This is a genomic window from Candidatus Desulfovibrio trichonymphae (assembly GCF_002355955.1).
GTDB classification, from domain to species: domain Bacteria; phylum Desulfobacterota; class Desulfovibrionia; order Desulfovibrionales; family Desulfovibrionaceae; genus Desulfovibrio; species Desulfovibrio trichonymphae.
On record NZ_AP017368.1, the window covers coordinates 400,480 to 418,082 of the forward strand.

Annotated in this window: 15 protein-coding genes and 1 tRNA gene; 3 read left to right on the forward strand and 13 right to left on the reverse strand. The window is 52.3% G+C overall.

Features of this window, described 5'->3' with window-relative positions:
- Nucleotides 1-27 precede the first annotated feature (27 nt).
- From RSDT_RS01965 to RSDT_RS02015, 11 genes are all read right to left on the reverse strand, one after another.
- Entirely contained in the window at nt 28-648 is a 621-nt protein-coding gene (locus RSDT_RS01965; protein ID WP_096399348.1) for a 50S ribosomal protein L25/general stress protein Ctc, read from the reverse strand.
- Nucleotides 649-659: 11 nt separating this feature from the next.
- The gene (locus tag RSDT_RS01970; protein ID WP_096399349.1) at nt 660-1,607 is read right to left on the reverse strand and encodes a ribose-phosphate diphosphokinase; all 948 of its coding nucleotides are present in this window, start codon (nt 1,605-1,607) and stop codon (nt 660-662) included.
- Between the two features lie 30 nt (nt 1,608-1,637).
- Nucleotides 1,638-1,712, reverse strand: a tRNA-Gln gene (locus tag RSDT_RS01975).
- Nucleotides 1,713-1,717: 5 nt separating this feature from the next.
- Nucleotides 1,718-2,617 (reverse strand): 4-(cytidine 5'-diphospho)-2-C-methyl-D-erythritol kinase, encoded by a 900-nt coding sequence (ispE, locus tag RSDT_RS01980; protein WP_096399350.1) that lies wholly within the window; start codon nt 2,615-2,617, stop codon nt 1,718-1,720.
- Nucleotides 2,617-3,153: an ATP-dependent protease subunit HslV gene (hslV, locus tag RSDT_RS01985; protein ID WP_096400403.1), complete on the reverse strand. Its 537-nt coding sequence runs from the start codon at nt 3,151-3,153 to the stop codon at nt 2,617-2,619. The genes ispE and hslV overlap by 1 nt, the downstream gene beginning before the upstream one ends.
- Nucleotides 3,153-4,427, reverse strand: coding sequence for a M48 family metallopeptidase (locus RSDT_RS01990; protein WP_231941884.1), 1,275 nt, complete (start codon nt 4,425-4,427; stop codon nt 3,153-3,155). Before RSDT_RS01990 ends, hslV begins: the two co-directional genes overlap by 1 nt.
- A 143-nt stretch (nt 4,428-4,570) precedes the next feature.
- Nucleotides 4,571-6,022, reverse strand: coding sequence for a cysteine--tRNA ligase (gene cysS / locus RSDT_RS01995; RefSeq protein WP_096399352.1), 1,452 nt, complete (start codon nt 6,020-6,022; stop codon nt 4,571-4,573).
- A 23-nt stretch (nt 6,023-6,045) separates the two neighbouring features.
- Nucleotides 6,046-6,486 (reverse strand): ribose 5-phosphate isomerase B, encoded by a 441-nt coding sequence (rpiB, locus tag RSDT_RS02000; protein ID WP_096399353.1) that lies wholly within the window; start codon nt 6,484-6,486, stop codon nt 6,046-6,048.
- 35 nt (nt 6,487-6,521) lie between these two features.
- Nucleotides 6,522-7,310, reverse strand: a complete 789-nt coding sequence (locus tag RSDT_RS02005; protein ID WP_096399354.1) for a hypothetical protein — start codon at nt 7,308-7,310, stop codon at nt 6,522-6,524.
- Nucleotides 7,307-9,082 carry a tetratricopeptide repeat protein gene (locus RSDT_RS02010; RefSeq protein ID WP_096399355.1) on the reverse strand — a complete coding sequence of 592 codons (1,776 nt, stop codon included), beginning with the start codon at nt 9,080-9,082 and terminating at the stop codon, nt 7,307-7,309. The genes RSDT_RS02005 and RSDT_RS02010 overlap by 4 nt, the downstream gene beginning before the upstream one ends.
- A gap of 1 nt (nt 9,083) precedes the next feature.
- On the reverse strand, nt 9,084-10,136 hold the full coding sequence (locus tag RSDT_RS02015; protein WP_096400405.1) for a sigma-70 family RNA polymerase sigma factor: 1,053 nt from the start codon (nt 10,134-10,136) through the stop codon (nt 9,084-9,086).
- Between the two features lie 135 nt (nt 10,137-10,271).
- Here RSDT_RS02015 and RSDT_RS02020 point away from each other — a divergent pair, with 135 nt between their 5' ends.
- The 3 genes from RSDT_RS02020 to RSDT_RS02035 all read left to right on the forward strand — a co-directional run bounded on the left by RSDT_RS02020 (nt 10,272) and on the right by RSDT_RS02035 (nt 14,438).
- Complete coding sequence (locus RSDT_RS02020) at nt 10,272-12,668, forward strand: homocysteine S-methyltransferase family protein (RefSeq protein ID WP_096399356.1); 2,397 nt, start codon at nt 10,272-10,274, stop codon at nt 12,666-12,668.
- 171 nt (nt 12,669-12,839) lie between these two features.
- Nucleotides 12,840-13,352: an N-acetyltransferase gene (locus RSDT_RS02025; RefSeq protein ID WP_408606715.1), complete on the forward strand. Its 513-nt coding sequence runs from the start codon at nt 12,840-12,842 to the stop codon at nt 13,350-13,352.
- Between the two features lie 378 nt (nt 13,353-13,730).
- Nucleotides 13,731-14,438 carry a DUF3426 domain-containing protein gene (locus tag RSDT_RS02035; RefSeq protein ID WP_096399358.1) on the forward strand — a complete coding sequence of 236 codons (708 nt, stop codon included), beginning with the start codon at nt 13,731-13,733 and terminating at the stop codon, nt 14,436-14,438.
- Between the two features lie 20 nt (nt 14,439-14,458).
- On the opposite strand, the gene lolA is transcribed toward RSDT_RS02035, so the two are convergent.
- Nucleotides 14,459-15,139, reverse strand: coding sequence for an outer membrane lipoprotein chaperone LolA (gene lolA, locus RSDT_RS02040; RefSeq protein ID WP_096399359.1), 681 nt, complete (start codon nt 15,137-15,139; stop codon nt 14,459-14,461).
- Nucleotides 15,140-15,209: 70 nt separating this feature from the next.
- Nucleotides 15,210-17,567 (reverse strand): DNA translocase FtsK, encoded by a 2,358-nt coding sequence (locus RSDT_RS02045; protein WP_096399360.1) that lies wholly within the window; start codon nt 17,565-17,567, stop codon nt 15,210-15,212.
- Between the last annotated feature and the right edge of the window lie 36 nt (nt 17,568-17,603).

Sequence of the window (17,603 nt, forward strand, 5' to 3'; positions counted from 1 at the left end):
AAGGCCGACACTTTCGGAGTGGGGGCATTAGCCCGCAACAGGTGCAATCTGCGCGTCCGCGCCGCTTTCTTCAATATCTTCCTTCGACTTTGTCAGAACGCTGACTAAAGCGTAATTGCGGTCGCATACGGCGCTCACATTGGCCGGCAGTTGTAGATCCGCAACAGTAATCGTATCGTTAATATTCATATCAGACACGTCAATGGTAATTTTTTGCGGCATGTCCATCGGCTTGCTGGCAAGGCGGATGCTTTTGCGATACGTTTCCAGTATTCCTCCCAGCTTGACGCCGCGGGAACTCCCCACAAATTCCAGCGGCACATCCACCTTGACAGCCTTGTTCAGATCAACGCCATAAAAGTCAATGTGCGTGAAACATTTTTTGTAAGGATGACGCTGCACGTTCCAGAACAACACAGGATGAGCTGTCTTTTGTCCGTTATCGTCAATTTCAAGATTGAAGACCTTTGTGCGGCCCATTTCACCGTAGATTTTTTCAAGCGACAGTTCAAGCGCATGCACTGGAATATTGTCTCCTTTGGCCGTGTAAAACACGCAGGGAATAAGATGCTGCGCCCGTAGACGCCCACTGGGGCCTTTGCCGTGATGTTCGCGTTTTTGCACGCTCAATGTTTTGTCAATGCTCATGGGTGTCTCCTTTAAACAAACAGCACACTCACCGATGATCCGGTATGAATGTTGTGAATGGTTTTTCCGAGAAGCGCCGCAACGGAAATGACCTTAAGCTTCGGACAGCGCTCAATTTTGTCGTCAAGGGGAATGGTATCTGTTACAATAACTTGGGAAAGGGTCTCCGTAGCATTGATACGATCAATAGCCGGGCCGGAAAGCACAGGGTGCGCAGCACACGCAACGATTTTTTCGGCGCCGTATTTGAGCAGCACTTCAGCCCCGGCGCAAAGCGTGCCTGCAGTGTCAATCATATCATCCACGATAATGGCGACCCGGCCTTCCACCTCTCCGATGACGTGTACGGCTGTAGCCTGATTGGGACGGTCCCGTCGTTTGTCCACAATGGCGAGGGGGGCATTGAGTCGTTTGGCATAAGCACGGGCGCGTTCAACGCCGCCAGCGTCCGGCGATACGATAACAATATTATTTTCACCCAGCTCCCGTAGGGGGGCAAGCATAACCGGCGCGGCAAAAAGGTTATCCACGGGACAATTGAAAAAACCTTGAATCTGACCGGCGTGCAAATCAATGGTAACGACACGGCCTGCCCCTGCCACACTGATGAAGTCGGCCACCAGTTTTGCGCTGATCGGTGCGCGCGGCGTAATTTTACGATCCTGCCTCGCATATGCGTAATACGGAATAACCGCCGTAATGCGTGCGGCGCTTGCCCGTTTGAGGGCGTCCAATATCAGGCAGAGCTGCATAAGATTTCTGTTGATGGCCGGGGGACAGGTCGGCTGCACAACAAACACGTCATCACCGCGCACATTATCACCGATTTCAATGCGCAATTCACCGTCGTTGAAGGTCGTGGCCAGCGTGGGCGTCAGCTGGCAGCCCAGATGGTCACAAATGGCCTTGGCCAGTTCCGGATTGGCAGATCCTGTAAGAATTTTCATGTTGCTGTACATCTGCCTCTTCACTCCATCAAAAAATTAAAATGGCTGGGATGGAAGGGCTCGAACCTTCGTTTGACGGAGCCAAAACCCGTTGCCTTACCACTTGGCTACATCCCAGTGCTTCATAACGGCAGCAAAAAAACACGCTGTTGCCGCGTTCGCAACGCTTCGGCAGCGTTTTTTGCAATTGCCGCTCCTGCGCGGCTGAACAGACCCACCAAACTGGATCCACTGCCGCTCATGCATGCCGCATCAGCTCCAAGGAGCAATAAATCGGCTTTGATAGCTGCCAGTTGCGGATAGCCGGGAAAGACTGCCGCCTCCAGATCATTGCAAAATGCTTCAATGGAAGTTTTTTTAAAAGAAAATTTTTTGTTATCTTTGGCTTGACGGTTTGTCAAGTTCTTTTGCTGCACAAGGTAGTTGGCCGTTCGCGCAAGCGCGTCATAGCGAGCATATGCCCACAGCGTGCTTATATGAATGTCAGGGCAGACTAATACAAGGTAAAATCCGGAAAAGGTATCGTTGAGAGGGCTTAGTTTTTCTCCAATCCCATGTACACGGCACATAGTATTTTGTAGAAAAAAAGGCGTGTCCGCGCCAACAGACAGCGCCATGTTGCGCAAGGTTTTCTTGTCAAACGGGAATGCGCATGTGCTGTTGAGCCAGCGCAGCAGTGCGGCTGCGTCGCTGCTGCCGCCGCCAAGACCGGCACCTTGTGGAATGCGTTTGCGCAGTTCAATTTCAATGCCGGGAAGATCCCCTGATGCTTGAGCAAACGCTGCCCATGCTTTCGTCAGTGTGTTGTCATTGGGGTCAATGCTTGGCGTGTTGCAGCGTACAATCACGCCTGTGTGCCTCGTGTGCCGTATAATCAGGTCATCACAGGGATACGGCAGGGAATAAAAAATGGAATCCAGCTCATGGTAGCCGTCGGCACGCACGCCGGTGACGCGCAGGCCCAGGTTGACCTTGCAGCCGCATGTGATGCGTATACTGTTCGGCGTATTTTTGCGGCGCATTATTCTAAAAGTTCTATGGTCAATTGATTATTGGTATATATACATATCTCCGCCGCGATATGCATGGCCTCCTTAGCTATGGACTCGGCGTCAAGGCTGCTGTGCCTCAGAAGCGCTCTGGCTGCGGAGAGCGCGTATGGACCGCCGCTGCCGATGGCCGTCACGTTGTCGTCTGGTTCAATAACATCGCCTGTGCCTGAAAGAACAAGCAAATGTTTCCTGTCTGCCAGAAGGAGCATGGCTTCGAGTTTGCGCAGATATTTATCTTTGCGCCAGTCTCTTGTCATTTCCACAGCGGCGCGCAGCAGGTTGCCGTGTAATTGTTTGAGATTAACCTCAAAAAGTTCAAACAGTGTAAAAGCGTCTGCAGTTGCGCCGGCAAAACCCGCCAGTATCCGGCCATCATTGAGGCGGCGAACCTTCTGGGCCGAGCGCTTCATAATCATGTTCTGCCCAAGGGTCACCTGGCCATCTCCCGCCATGGCAACGCGACCGTCGCGTTTGACCAGCAAAATGGTGGTGGCGTGCGTATCCATCATTGTTTGTCCCATATTTCCTTGCGTTCCTTATACGCTGCCTCCAGCCGCTGAAAGGGGCGTTTGTCGACGGCGCGGTCAGCGAGAGTTTTTGCTCTGGCAAAATAGCGTTCTGTCAATTTTTTGTTATTAGCGTGCAATACACTGTACGTCAGATGAATATATGCTTCCAGAGATTTGCCGGCCTTGCCTAGAGAGCGGGCATACGCCTCATGCGCTTCAGCGTCTTCCGGCACATTACGCAGCACATTCTCGTAATACTTGCCTGCCTCTGCCTGCCTGCCTGTTTCATCCAGCATTCGCGCATAGAAAAAGGCGGCCATATAATCATGTGAATCCAGACGAAAGGCTTTCAGCAGGAGGCCTTCCGCACGCTTCATATCTCCCTTGCGGAAGTGGAAAATGCCGGCCTCGCGCAGCACCAGCGGATCTGCCGGAGAGACAGTCAGAGCTTCGTCAAAGGCAGTCGCAGATTCCGGAATTTTGTTCTGACGGGCAAGCACAATGCCCCGTCCCATTAAAGCAAGGCCGTCTTTTTTGACGAAGCGTTGCAGCGCTGCCTGTTCGTCGCCATAGCGTGCCCAGAGCAGGGTTTTAACGCGCAGGAAACGTTGATTGTCACAAGTGCGGTTTTTTACGGTAGGGGGCATGGTGGCGATGCGGGCCTGCAATCCGTTGACTCTGTCACTGATGGCTGGATGCGTGGAGAGATAAGTCGGTACAGATGTTCCGCTCATCCAGTTTTTTTGTCTGAGCACCTTGAAACCGCCTATCATGCCGCTTGGCGGATAACCGGCGGCCACAAGATATTGCAGGCCGATCTGATCGGCCTCATTTTCATCTATCCGGCTGTAGTTGAGCATGGCCGCCTGTCCGGCGTTCATAGCGCTCACGGCTACAGCGCCGCCGGGACCACCTGCGGCAACGCCTGCAATGGCCAGCAGGAGCGAGCTGACAGTAACAAACTGCGCACGTTCCAAACGCGTGGCCACATGGCGTTGTGTAACGTGCGCCAGTTCATGTGTCAGGACTCCGGCGAGTTCGTCTTCACTGTTCAGATTCATAATCATGCCGGTAAATACAAAAACATAGCCGCCGGGCACGGCAAAGGCGTTCAGGGTGTTGTGCAGAATTACAGTTCCTTTGAAATTGTATGGTTGCGGCGGCATCGCACGAACAAGACGATCCAGCAGTTGGCCGACATATTCTGTTACTTCAGGATCTTCCACTATCGGCAAATTTGAACGGACCATAATATCAAATTTGTGGCCCATTTCCTTTTCATCTTTAATGTTGACCCTTCCGAAAAAAAATGCATGCGCAGGCGTGGCAATAAGTTGATGCCCAAGCAGGATCAACAGAAAACACAAAAATAAAGCGCGGGCATGGCGGAGAAAGCGCAGGCGCATGTTGAAACTTACTCCATGTCCCAGATTTGCCCGGTGATCGTGTCCCGCACCGTCACGCCCATGGAAAGCAACTGATTGCGCAATTCATCAGATTGCATAAAATTTTTTTGCGCGCGGGCCTGTTCGCGCTGCTTCAGCAGGTTTGTTACGCTAACCAGATCAAGATTTTTTCTTTTGGCGCGTATGGCGCGCAGGTCAGACAAAAAAACAGTTGGCTGCGCGCCAAAAAGTCCCAACTGGCGATCCCAGTTTTGCGCGCGTTTTAGAAATTCCGTCAGCAGGGTGCGGCATCCTTCGCTCGTGCACAGATTTTTGTCTTCCAGCAGGCGATTGACAAGTCGCACTTGGGAAAAAATCTGACCAAGAGCCTGAGCGGTGTTTATATCGTCATCCAGCGCGGCAATAAATGTCTGCGGCAGGGATGCCCATTCCTGCAGGATATTTTCAGGAAGAACAATATGTTTCCATTTGCTTCCCTCAAGTGCGTTGCGGGCTTCATGGAGAGAGGTATAGACGCGGTGCAGGGCTTTCTCCGCCTCGTCCATGCTTTGTGGAGTAAAATCAATGGGACTGCGATAATGTTTGTCAAGCAGAAAAAAACGTAGTGTTTCAGGTAAATAGTTTTGTAAAATCTGTCGTATGGTTGTAAAATTGCCCAAGGATTTGGACATTTTTTCCGCATTGATCTGCACAAAGCCATTGTGAATCCAGTATGTTGCCATTTCAGAGTGCCAGGCAGCTTCGGACTGGGCAATTTCGTTTTCATGATGTGGAAATATCAGGTCTTGTCCACCGCCGTGTATGTCCAGCGGCAGCCAGGGGGCGCTCATGGCTGAACATTCAATATGCCAGCCAGGCCGTCCCTTCCCCCATGGGCTCTCCCAGAAAGGCTCATCAGGTTTGGCTGCCTTCCATAAGACAAAATCCAGCGGATCGTCTTTTTCTTCGCCGGGTGTAACGCGCGCACCAGCGATGAGATCGTCAAGGCTGCGGCCGGAGAGCCTGCCGTAGGACGGCCAGGCGCGTACGCGAAAATAGACGTCGCCCGAGGGTGTTACATACGCCTTGCCTTCGGCGATCAGTGTAGAGCAGAGTTGCTGAATTTGCGGTATATATTCCGTGGCGCGCGGCTCCACGTCTGCGTGCAGCACGTTCAGACGATCCATATCGTTATGAAACGCATTGATATATGTGCTGGCTACTTCCTGCCAGTCACGGCTTTCTTTTTTTGCTCGTGCAATAATTTTATCGTCTATATCTGTAAAATTGCGTACGAAATGCAGGTCAAAGCCAAGATAACGCAGGCGACGAGCCAGTACGTCAAAAACAACGGCAGAGCGGGCGTGACCTATGTGACAGAAGTCATAGGCTGTGATGCCGCAGACATACATATTTACTTTGCCCGGATTTGCCGGAACGAATGCTTCTTTTTTCTTTCCCAGAGTGTTATACAGCAGCATGATGAACCTTGAGGTTTTTATTGTTAACTGCCCGCGTCCGGGGCAAGCTGGTTGACGCGCCGCGCATGACGGCCACCTGCAAAATTGTTTTCCAAAAAAGCGGCGACAATGGCGAAGGCAAGTTCCACTCCGGTGATTTTGGCTCCGAGGCAGAGTACATTGGCGTTATTGTGGCGGCGGGCAAGCTTCGCATGCAGTTCAGTAGTGCAGAGCGCCGCTCTGATTGCCGCATGCCGGTTGGCGGCCATGGACATACCTATGCCGGAGCCGCAGAGCAAAACGCCTGTTTCTGTTTCAGATTGCACAGCATTGCAGAGTCGGTGCGCAAATTGTGGATAGTCGCAACTTTCTTCTGAATAAGTGCCGTGGTCAATAATTTCGTAACCAAGTTCAGTTAAGTGCCGCGCCAGTGTCATTTTTAGTGCAAAGCCGGCGTGGTCCGCCGCAAGATGAACGCGTTGCATGAAACCTCCGGAAACGTGCTTACGTCAGGGTCAGGCTAAAAACGTTGGCTTTTGTATTGGGCCAGAGGCCAAAGCGGCGTGTTTTCGGGCAGCGCAAGCCGCATTTGTTCGTCAGTGAAGCGGATAGTCGGATTTTCCCTTTCTTTGATAAGCACAATGGCGCGTTTGCCGTTGTCGTTTGTCAGCGAAAGTCTGCGCGGCAGAGGGGGCGTGCTGTCGTTGTAAGCAATTTCCATTGTCCAGCCGCTGGCTGCGTGCCGGTCATCCCGCCAGAGAACAGGCAGGCCGTCTGTGTTCAGCGTCAGGCTGCCGCCTAGTTTGTCGGTAAGGGTGTAGCACATCAGGCCGTTTTGCAGGCCGCCGCTGTCGTTGTATGTTGTTCCAAAAACAAGGGCATAACGACCATTCAGCAGGTTTGCCAGATGCTTGAGGTCAAAAGGCACCGGCATGCCCATCTGTGAAAGTGGTTTTGTCGCCCCTTGGTAAAACCAGGCTTTATTTTCGTTTGGGCTGTAAATTAAAAAATGTTGTCCGTCTTCCAGAATTCTGGCCGCAACAGCGCCGACTCCAGCCATGACGTCCATACGCAATTTGTCGTCGCCGTTTCCCCAGAATAGGGCAGTGACCCTGCGGGTGTCATCGGCAGTGCCGAAACGCAGACTCATTTGTAAACGGTATGGCGGATACGCAGGTGTTGTGTTTGATGCAGTAAATTTTTGCCAGCGGGCAGCCGCCGCGGTCTGTATTTCCGGGCTTATGTCCGCGGGGTGCTGTTTCGCACATGCGCAGAGAAGCAGTAATACGGCAATAAAATATTTTTTCATAGATTTGAAAGACGCTGCAGCAATGACTCGGCATTTGCGGGTTTAAGATCTAGGGCGTTCTGATATGCCTTGCGGGCCTCATCTTTAAGATTCAAATAAATGGCTATGTCGCCGTAATGTTCCCAGATGGATGGATCAGGGGGTTCGCCCAGCTTGACGGCACGGCGGATCTCAACAAGGGCTTCCTGTGCCTGACCGGATTTAAAAAGCGCCCAGGCAATGGAATCCACAATATATGACTGGTTCGGCGAGAGCTCGTCAGCCCTGATCAGCAGTTTCAGGGCTCTGTCCAGATCGCGATTTTCTTCAGCCAGTGTGTAGCCTACATAGTTGAGCGCATGAAAATTGTCCGGCTGTGTTTCAAGAATTTTTTCAATGACGTCGAAAGCGTTTTTTTTGTCGCCTGTTTCGTCCAGCAGCGAACCCAGCAGAAGATGAAATTCCATATTGTCCGGCCAAAGTTTTTGGGCGTTGCGGGCAATGTCAAGAGCTTCCGGTATGTGTTTTGCACGGGCCAACAGACGGATTTCAATCTCCCAAAAAACGGATATGTCGGCAAAATCGCGCTGTCCCTTGCGGGTTGATTCAAGCGCGGCCTTTTCCTGACCGGCGTCTGCCAGCAGTTGTGTGCGCAATAATTGCGCCTGACCTGCACTGCTGCTTGCGGGAGGGACATTGTCAAGCAAGGAGAGCGCCATGTTGAGATCGCGCCGTTGCCGGTAGGCCATATCTGCAAGCCTAATGTGGACATCACCTGTCTGATCGCCCTCGGCGGCAATTTGTTTAAGGAGGCTTTCAGCCTGAAGGTAGTGGCGTGAATCCATAAACATGTCGGCAACAGTAAGACGAAACTGTTTTGCGTTCGGGCCGAGATTTATATATCGAAGTGCTCTTTCCGGCTGGTTCAGCCTCAGGGAAATATTGACCAGACGCAGCAGAACATCCTGTGGAGAAAAGTTGAGCTTGAGAAGGCGTTCATAAATTTTTCGCGCTTCCGGCAGATTTTGGCGCTGTTCATAAGCAAAGGCCAGTTCCACGAGAGCTTCCACAAAGTCGGGCTGTTCCTTGACGGCCTCCTGGAGGTAGGAAATGGCCTCGCCCTGTCGCTGCATGCCTATGAGGGTTCTTGCCTGATAATAATTTACAAGTGGGGAACGTTTCTTGTGCGGAATGGTTTTGAGCAGATTTTCGGCTTCTGCAAATTTTTTAACTTTGACGAGCAGCAGGGCAAGCTTCAGGCTCGCATCAAAAGAGTCGGGGTGTTTCCCCAGATAAGCGCGCATCAAGTCCACGCCCTGATGCGGCGCACCGTTGTTGATGAGTGCCTCGGCATTCAGCAGATTAAGCGCAATGTCATCCGGCCAGACAGCAAGCGCGTCTTGAAGAAAAGGCAAAATAATGGATGAGTTGCGGCTCATCAGCCACACACCGCCTTCCAGCCATGACCTGATCGGCAGTTTTGTCAACCTCATCATGCCCCTGGCTTGATCAAGCGCGTTTTCATCCTCATTATTCATGGCTTGGGCAAAAATCAGATAAGCATACGTGCTTTGTGCTTCAGGAGAAAGTTCCGTCTCTACTGAAAGGGGCGTCATGCCTTGTGGAATGCCGTCACCCGTTTCGGTTTGCCGGGCGACAGCAGGAGTATCGGCATCATGGGGCGATGCGTTTTCCCACGATTTGTTGCCAGTGCAGCCGCTGCAGCCTGAAAAAAATACGGCAGAAGTGGCAAGCGGGAGCGCGCAGAGAATGGCAAGCGTCGTATGTTTCATTTTATGTCTGTATCCATTCATCTGAAAAATCATTTATATTTTGAGAGAGATGACGGCGGATTTTTTCCAGCAGCCGGGCTTCAAGCTGTCGGACGCGTTCTCGTGTGATGCTATACCGTTCGCCTATTTCGCGCAAGGTTACAGGTTCGTCTGTGAGCAGGCGATTGCGCAAAATATAGAGTTCTTTTTTATTGAGTTCGGGTATGATTGCTTTAAGGCGCGAGCGGACGATATCCGTTATTTCATCACTGGCCAGACTGTGTTCAATACCGGGCCCGAGGGCTGGGAGAAAGTCCATGCGTGTGGCGCCGCCTGCATCTTCTCCTACCGGCACATTGAGGGAAAGGTCAGTGGACGAGAGGCGCTGGTCCATCTCAACAATCTGATCTTCGCTTACGCCGAGTTTTGTGGAAAGCATGGCGTTATCAGGGTTATAGCCTTGAGCTATCAGTTTTTGCCGTTCCCGGTTGAGGTTATAAAAGAGTTTGCGCTGCACCTGAGTAGTCCCGATTTTGACCATGCGCCAGTTGTCCATGATAAATTTCAAAATATATGCCTTGATCCAGAAAGAGGCATAGTAAGAAAATTTGATGCCCTTATCCGGATCAAATTTGTTGACGGCGCGCATCAAACCCACATTGCCTTCCTGCACCAGATCGAGCACGTTCTGCATCCAGCGACGCTGGAAATCCATGGCAATGCGGACTACAAGCCGCAGATGGGAGGAAATAAGACGGAAGGCTGCGTCCGGGTCATTGTGATCACGCACGCGCAGCGCTATAGCATGCTCCTCTTCTGGAGTGAGCATGGGGAATCGGCCTATTTCGCGCAAATATAGATACAGGCTGTCGCGTTCGCCGGCGAGTGTGGGCAAGCGGGATACAGAGGGCGCGGGCAGGGCTGGAGATGCGTCAACAATGACGTCAGGTTCAAGCAGGTCTTCAGACTGGACATCCGATGGATCGAGCATGTCGTCTGCATCAACCGCAACGTTTTCTGACGGCGGAATGATTTCAACCGCTGTTTCAACATCTATCTTGCTATTTTTTTTCATTTTCATCATACTTGATCAAAAGGATTTAAAATCGGAACAGCATACTATCATATAGTTTTCGTTTGTTCTTTTCAATATTTTTCAGTATGGACCAAATCGAAGACTGTGTAAAACGATTTATCACAGGCGGCAGAGATGACATTTAGACAGGCGATTGCTTCCGGGCGGTCGCTTTTGTTCGACGGCGCCATGGGCACGCTGTTGCAAACTTCAGGAATGCCGCCTGGCGTGACTCCAGAGATGTTTTGTCTCAATAATCCAAATAGGTTGCTGTCTATTCATACGGAGTATCTGAACGCGGGGGTGGATGTGCTGACATCCTGCACCTTTGGCGGCAATGCTTTCAAACTGCCGCCGGAAACAAATGTTGCGGATGTCAACAAACGTATGGTCGAAGTGGCCCGCGAAGCCGGACACGGCTGCGGCAGGCCGTTTTGGGTGGCCGGCAATGTTGGGCCGAGCGGGCAGTTTATGAAGCCTCTCGGGTCGCTGGATCCGCAAGAGCTTATTGCGGCCTTTGCCCTTCAGGTCAGAGGGCTTGCTACTGGCGGCGCGGATGTGATTTTTATTGAAACACAGTTTGATCTGGCTGAGGCCAGAGCCGCTGTTGTTGCGACGAGGCAGGAATGTGACCTGCCGATCATTGTTTCCATGACATTCGATCAGGGGGTGAACCTGACAGGTTCGACGCCGGCTGTTTTTGCAGAAACCATGCAGAATATGAGTGTAGATGTGGTGGGTGTCAATTGCAGTTCAGGCCCGGTACAGATGCGGGCTGTCATTGAAGATTTGCTTGCCGTCTGTTCCTGCCCTGTTATGGCCGAACCCAACGCCGGCCTTCCGGAATTGCGCGGTGATGTCACGATTTTCCCTATGGGGCCACAAGACTTTGCTCGCGAAACAGCTTTTTTTGCCGGGCTTGGGGTGCGCCTGCTTGGCGGTTGCTGCGGCACATCACCTGAGCATTTGTCTGCGTTGTGCGATGCGCTGCGCGACATGCGTTGTGAAAAAGTGCAACCGCCTGCATACTCCGGCATTTGTTTGACAAGCCGTTCTTGTTTGGTGCGCATCGGTCCGGATGAGCCGCTTGTTGTTATCGGCGAACGTATCAACCCGACCGGGAAAAAGGATTTGACGCGTGAGCTGCAGGATAGCCGTTTTGCCGCAGCGTTGCAGTTGGCCGATGAACAGGCGCGCGCCGGTGCACGCGTGCTGGATGTGAATGTGGGGGCGTCGTTGGCGGACGAGGCAAGCCTTTTGCCTGAACTTGTGAAACTTTTGTCCGTGCACCTGCCTCTGCCGCTCTCTTTGGATTCCTCCAATATTGAGGCTATTGCCCGCGCCTTGCCGTGGTGCCCCGGTTCTTTTTTGGTTAACTCCGTAAGCGGAGAGCCGGACTGTATGGAACGGCTCGGCCCGCTGTGCCGTGATTTTGGATCGCCGTTTATTCTTCTGCCGCTGAAGGGCGCGGCATTGCCGGTCAAGGCAGCGGAGCGCATACGTATTTTGGAGGATATGCTTTTGCAAGCTGAATGCCTCGGCATACCCAAGCGGCTGGTGATGGTGGACATACTTGCCCTGACGGTTTCCTCTACAAGTGACGGCGGTCGCGAATGTCTTGAGGTTGCGCGTTGGTGTCGCCGTCAGGGGCTGTCCACAACAATAGGCCTTTCAAATATTTCTTTTGGTTTGCCGGCTCGTGATCTGCTGAACACCACATTTTTGTCGCTGGCTTTTGGGGCCGGTCTCAATTCCTGCATCGCCAACCCTTCAATGCCCCGTCTGCGTGAGGCGGTAGACGCGCTTGCCGTGCTTTGCAATCACGATAAGAGGGCCGTTGCGTTCATCGGGCGGTATACGGGCTGGAAACATGCTGGCGGTTGCGCTATTGTTGCCAACGGCACGGTTGAAGCCGCCAAAAGCTTGGGCGAAGCCGTGCTGACCGGCGACAGGGAAAATGTGCTTGATTTTCTCAATGCGGAACTTGAGTCCGGGGCAGATCCTTTTATTCTCGTACAGAAAACCTTGATTCCCGCCATTACAGAAGTGGGCGTCCGTTATGAACGGCGGGAGTATTTTCTGCCGCAGCTGATCCGCGCCGCAGAGACCATGCAGGTGGCCTTTGCATATTTGAAGCCGCGCCTTGAGGCCCGGCGCGGTGTTGAGGCGCCTCCCGTAGTGGTTATGGCCACAGTGAAAGGGGATATTCACGACATCGGCAAGAATATTGTGACGCTAATGCTCGGCAATCACGGCTTTGACGTAATAGATGCCGGCAAGGATCTGTCTGCAGAATCCATCGTGTCTTGCGCTGAACGGCATAAGGCACGTATTGTCGGCCTGTCGGCGCTTATGACAACAACCATGATACGCATGGAAGACACTATACGTCTGATTAAGGAACGTGGTTTGCCCATCAAGGTCATGGTGGGCGGAGCCGCTGTTACTCAAGCTTTCGCTGACGTTATTGGAGCCGACGCCTATTCCGATGATGCTGTTGGCGCTGTGCGCGAGGCCAAAAAATTGTTGTAAGGTTTGTCATAAATTTTTTGTTTTTTACTGTGTCTATACAGGAACAGTGGAGGGGAAATGTCGTGGCGCCGTTTGTAAAGAGCATGGGTATCTTTTATTTCGGAGACGGCGTGCTGATGGTTTCAGAACCAGGAACAATATAGTGTTCGACAAACTTCTGGATCGGCAATGATGGAACATTTTATAACGCGCAAGGCGCATCAGGACGACGTGAAGGCTATGCACGGCCTGTTGTTGCGGTGCGCGCAAAAGGGTCTTTTGCTGCCGCGCGCCCTGAGTTATCTGTATGGGCATATACGCAATTTTTATGTGGCGGAATCAGGTAATGGCGAATTGGCGGCTTGCTGTGCACTTGCGCCGGTGTGGGAGGATCTGGGTGAAATCTGTTCTCTTGTAGTAAAGGATGAACATCTCCGCAAGGGACTCGGACGGAGACTCGTTGATGCGTGCGTCAGTGAATGCCGCGAACTGCATTTGAAAAAAATTTTTGCCCTAACCTACCAGGAAACCTTCTTCACCCGCTTAGGTTTCTCTGTTGTGGAGAAAAGTGTTTTACCGCAAAAAATATGGGCTGATTGCGTCAATTGTCCTAAATATCCGGATTGTGACGAAATAGCTGTGTTATTGGATGTCTCGGCTTCTGGAGGAGAAACAAGAACCCTTCTCCCCGGCTTGCGGGAGTGAAGAGACTTTGTTCGGCGCAGGGGATGGGTATGACTGAAACGTTGCGGTGTAAACAGATCAAGCCAGTGTTCAGCCCGGAAAAGATAGCAGTTCGCGTGCGGGAACTGTTTGCAGCGATCTTAAGGATGCAGAGACGGATCTGTGTGACAAGCATGTGTTGATGGTGGAAGATGTGGTCGACAGCGGACGCAGCATGCGTTTTTTGCTTGATGTATTTGCCGCGTGACGCTGCGCAGTCTGCGTCTGGCCGCTCTGGTGGACAAGCAGGAGCGGCGGGAAATTGAACAGCGGCTTTATAGTGGGTTATGGCCTTGATTACGCGGGATCCGGGCGCGCGTTGCCCGGCGTTTGTGAGATCATAGCGGAGTAGAGTGCCAAATGGAAATTCAATGTCCAAAGTGTGAAAGCAGGTTCAACTTGCCTGACGGTGTTGCCGGCGCCGGCGTGAAGTTGCGCTGTTCCGTCTGTAAAACGGTTTTTGTCTATGCAGCGCCGAAACCAGCGATGCCGGAACCGGCAAAAAATGCAAAAGAGATGGACAAGGCCGCAGTCCCGGCGAAAACGTCCAACTTGCCGTTTGGCCGCACTCTCAGATTCGTCCTTATTTTGGCGCTCTGCCTTGCTGGCTGCGCTGGCGGCTATTATTATTGGCATAAACTGAGCAATGCTCCAAAGCCGCAGGAGCAGGTGCCTATGCTTACCCTGCGCAATGTGCGCTGGTATTATGTAGATAACGAGAAGAACGGCAGAATTTTTGTGATTGAAGGCAAGGTGGTGAACGAATTCCCGCGGCCAAAGGCGCTGATTGCCGTGGAGGCGGCCATCTACGACAAGGACAAGAAGCCTCTTTCCGTCAAAAAACAACTGGCTGGCACTCAACTTTCGCTTTTCCAGCTGCAGGTGCTCAGCGACAACGAGATGGAATCCTTTTTAAACAACAAGGTGGAAATTTTTTCCAACAACAACAATGTGCCTTGCGGCGGTGAAGTGCCGTTTATGGCGCTCTTTTACTCGCCTCCAGCCGGCATTGCCGAAGTCGACGTACGCATCGTGGATGTGCAGGATGTGGAACAGCCGGAGAAATAGTATTGCAGAATGGCCGTATGTTATTTGAACAGCTCCCGTCCCCGCGCTTTTTTGCCGATATGGTCTGCCACCTCCACTCCTTTGGGTGGGGTGAAGCTGAAATCCGTTGACTTGAAATGGGCGTCAGGGTTGAAAGAGGTGAAACGCACGTCATTTGTGTTTCCGTAAAAATCGATGATGACGGCCCTGCGTATATATCCTGACGTCGTATCAGACCACAGCATGGTTTCCACCATTTGCGGCGCGGGTTCCCTGGGATAGAGACGCAGCCTGGTCAAAGCGCCGTCACGACCTTCTTGTTTGACATCAAAATCTTTTGTAAGTGCTGCCTGCCCGGTGAGCACCTGGATGATAGTGCGCGAGTCTTTGACCATATCGGGCGGATAACGGTAAACCAGCCCTTCTTCTGGCAGGTAATCCCATATTTCTTTGGACGTGACCACCAGGATTTCCTCATGCGGTTGAGCCGTTTGCCAGCGAATCAGGAGTGGTTTTTGAAACAGCAGAGAGCCGTTGCGTTTTTCCACGACACCGCTTTCTTTGTGTGTCAGAGTCTGTTCAAAGTCGGCGGAGAAGGCATTCAGATCTGTATACCGCTGTTGCATGAGCGCTATAATGTCTGCTGCGCGCGTTACGCCTATCGCCAAACAGAGCACAACGCAAAAAGTGAAGCCTGCGGCAAGCATCGGGAAGACGCGCATAAAGACCTCCGGGTGAAGTTTTTTAAAAACAGGACAACTTCCATGAGAGAGAGCAGAAAGACGCGCGCCGTCACCTGACGACAGGGCGTGGCTTGCTGCCGTCAGCGGGACCGATAATGCCGTCTTTTTCCAGTTGTTCAACAAGACGTGCCGCCCGGTTGAAGCCGATTTTAAATCGACGCTGCACCAGTGAAATAGATGCCCGCCCCTGTTCACTGACGAAGGCCTGCACTTCCTGGTAAAGCGCGTCGCCGCTTGCGTCGTCTCCCCTGTCGTTTTGGCCCTGCGCCGCTGCTCCAGCGCTCCATTCAGCAAAGTCCACCCTGTAAGAGGGCGGCAAATGGCGTTTCCAGTAGTCGACGACAGCCTGCACTTCATCATCGCGCAAAAAGGGGCCGTGAAGTCGCTGCAGGCGTCCGCTGCTCGGTTTGAAAAGCATGTCTCCTTGGCCGAGCAGGTGTTCCGCGCCGACTTGATCCAAAATGGTGCGAGAATCATGCTTGGACGTGACCTGAAAAGAAATTCGGCAGGGGAAATTTGCCTTGATGAGGCCGGTGACAACATCTACACTCGGACGTTGTGTCGCCAAAATCATGTGTATGCCGGCGGCTCGGGCAAGCTGGGCAAGCCGCACTATGCTTGTTTCCACTTCACGGGCGGCTGTCAGCATCAAATCCGCCAGTTCATCTATAACAATAACGAGATAAGGCATTTTTTCCAGATCAGCGCAATCCGGGGGCAGCTCGTTTTTATAGAGTGAGAGTTTTTGGTTGAAAGCAGCTACATTACGTACGGAAAATCGTTCCAACGCCTTGTAGCGGCGGCCCATTTCATGAATAGCCCAGTCCAGCGCGTTTTTTGCCTCATTCATGTCGGTAACAACGGGATGCACAAGATGAGGCTCGTTTATATAGACAGCCATTTCAATGCGTTTGGGGTCTATCAGCAAGAATTGCATATCCTGTGGCTGCGTTCTGTAAAGCAGACTGATGAGAATGCTGTTCAGACAAACACTTTTACCCGCGCCTGTTGCCCCTGCCACCAGCAAATGAGGCATACGCGTCAGATCAGCTATATAAGGTCTGCCGGCGATATCCTTGCCAAGAATCATGGTCAGCGGGCCGCAGCCTTTGCGAAAATTTTCCGTGGCGGCCAGTTCGCGAAAATTGACGTTTTCACGGTTGTCGTTGGGTATTTCAATCCCAACAACGTCTGAACCGGGAATAGGCGCTTGAATGCGTATGGCCATGGCCTTGAGGACAAGGGCCAGATCATCGCTTAAATTGGCAATACGGCTTACTCGTATACCAGGAGCCGGGCGGACTTCATACATCGTTACCACGGGGCCCGGCGTTATGCGTACAAGTTCTCCCTGAATGTCAAAATCCTTGAGGCATGCAATCAAGGTGTTGCCCTTGCCCTCGCGATCCTCTTTCTGTACTGCTGAAGATATTTTGGAAAGAGGCGCGAGCAGGTCAAGCCCCGGAAGTGGCGGCGGATTTTTTTTTGAGGAAGGTCTGTGCAGCGGGCTGTTCTGTATAGGCGCGTCACCGTTATTTCGACGTGTCGTCGATTGCGCATTGTCGTCCTCAGCCAACACGTCAGGCGTTTCAGCGGCATCCCCGGCGCGCGCGTCTGCCGATGCTCCGGCATGGAAGCAACCAGTAGCGCAAGACGCGTCGGAATCTTGGGGAATATCTTCCGGGGCGGGGAAAGGTTCATCCGTGTCTGAAGCGGTATTGTCGTAAACATCAGGCAGCGTTTCGACTGCCGGACGGATATTCCCCAGCCTGTCACGCCATTTTGCAATAATCGCACTGAAAAGAAAGAAAAATTCAGTTAAAGGCCGTTTGTCATGTGTCTTTGTAGTGTTGGAGTTGCGGCAGCCGTCAACAGGTATTTTTTGTAGACGCGCGAGAGAGCGGGCGGCTAGACTGAACCATGAAATGTTCAGGGCCAGTTGTAACCCGGTCAGGAGCACAAAAAGCCAAAGTAGTGTTGAACCGGCAGGGCTCAGATACCGGCTTGCGTTGTTGTGCAGGGCATTGCCGACCATACCGCCCCCAGAAATACCACCTGCGGAAAAATCCCATGCCGCCCCCGTTACCAGCAGACAGAGCGTCAACAGGAACAAGCCGCACCAGCGCCACCAGCGCATGATATAGGATGGCGAAATATAGGCTGCTCCCAGCGCGGCGAAAATTACCGGACAGAGCAGGGATGCCACGCCAAAGACATCATTGAGAAAGCCGGCCAGCCAGGCGCCGCACAAGCCGGCCTTGTTACGGACTGCATGATCGCTGACGACATGGTTCAGGCTTGGATCATCGGCGTCAAAGCTGAACAGAGCAAGCAGCAACAGCAATGCCAAGAACAGGAGAAAAAGACCAAAAAGTTCACTCAGTTTTTGGCGCCATTCAGGGGTCATATGACTGTTCGTACGGGGAGCTTCCCTCATGTTGAG